The sequence below is a fragment of the Escherichia sp. KCJ4928 genome, from assembly GCF_004352695.1.
Lineage (GTDB): Bacteria > Pseudomonadota > Gammaproteobacteria > Enterobacterales > Enterobacteriaceae > ECMA0423.
The window spans coordinates 1-1,135 of record NZ_SJWV01000428.1 but is presented as its reverse complement, the minus strand read 5'-3'; the positions used below and the strand labels follow the sequence as shown (position 1 = coordinate 1,135).

The 1,135-nt window shown below is 55.2% G+C and carries 2 protein-coding genes; both read right to left on the bottom strand.

The genetic code is table 11. The features are described 5' to 3' along the window. A partial coding sequence (locus E0D98_RS24545) for a tape measure protein (protein WP_165941062.1) occupies window positions 1–772 on the bottom strand: 772 nt, incomplete at its 3' end. A 48-nt stretch (window positions 773–820) separates the two neighbouring features. Then, window positions 821–1,027: a DUF4035 domain-containing protein gene (locus E0D98_RS24540; protein ID WP_131891303.1), complete on the bottom strand. Its 207-nt coding sequence runs from the start codon at window positions 1,025–1,027 to the stop codon at window positions 821–823. Between the last annotated feature and the right edge of the window lie 108 nt (window positions 1,028–1,135).

Here is a 1,135-nt window from a genome sequence, read left to right as displayed (position 1 = left end):
TGATCCCGTCAGACACCGTTTCCGGCATGGCTGCATATTCATCACGCAATATCCCCAGCTGGCTGATTAACGCGGGAACGACTTTATCCGCCGTCAGTTGACCATCGTCCGCCATCGCCTTCAGATCCTTACGGGCCACACCCATGCCTGCAGCCAGTGCGCGAATGATCCGGTCCCCACTTTCATTGACCGAATTAAATTCCTCGCCGCGCAATACCCCCTGTGCCAGCGCCTGGCTGAACTGGGTGATCACCGAACCCGCCTCTGCCGCACTGGCACCGGAAATTTTCAGCCCTGTCGAAATGGCCTCCGTCACCTTCAGCACATCATCAGCACTGTAACCATATTCACGCATTGAGGCGGCAGAACGAGCAAACAGGGCCGCATTATCCGAAAATGCGGTGCCTGTCCGCTGGCTGATATCCATCAGCACTTTCTGTGATGACGAAAATTCATCCGATGACTGCGACGCCTGTTTCAGACGGGCATTCACGGAGCTCCATTCATCCGCCAGCGAAATCAGGTGTCCGGTGGCAAAGGCACCGGCAAACGCACCGGTCATTCCGACAGCCGAAGCGCGGATTTCCGTCAACTGGCTGTTCAGCTCAGCCAGAGCCCGGCGCTGCTCCCTGGCTGCCGCAGCAGCCTGACGTCCGCCATTCTGCAGGGTCCGGTAATATTCACTGCCCATACGGGACGCCCGCTGGATCTCCGACTGGAATGACTGTGAATTTGCCGAAATTTTGATAATCAGTTCACGTAACGTCGCCATTCACCTTTCTCCGGGCGTAAAAAAAACCGCCTCAGCGGTTCTCATCATTCATGACTGTGCTGCAAAGCTCAGCGCGTCTTCCAGCGCCGCAAACGGATCCACCTCCGGTTTATCCTCATCCTCGCCCCAGCAGAGCATGGCGTCCTTCAGTGCAACATTCATCCCCTGTGCCCCGAAAACCGCTTTCACGATCTGTGCATTACGGATATCCCCGCGCTCATCACCCAGCGGGGATATGTAGTGGTCAAGTAATATTGGCCACGGTTTTACAGTAAAAATGGTATCTGTTCTCTGACTCTTCCGGCGTCAGCCCACCGTTATAATGGTGAGGTCTGACGCTGTTGTAGTAGTTCAATATGTAAT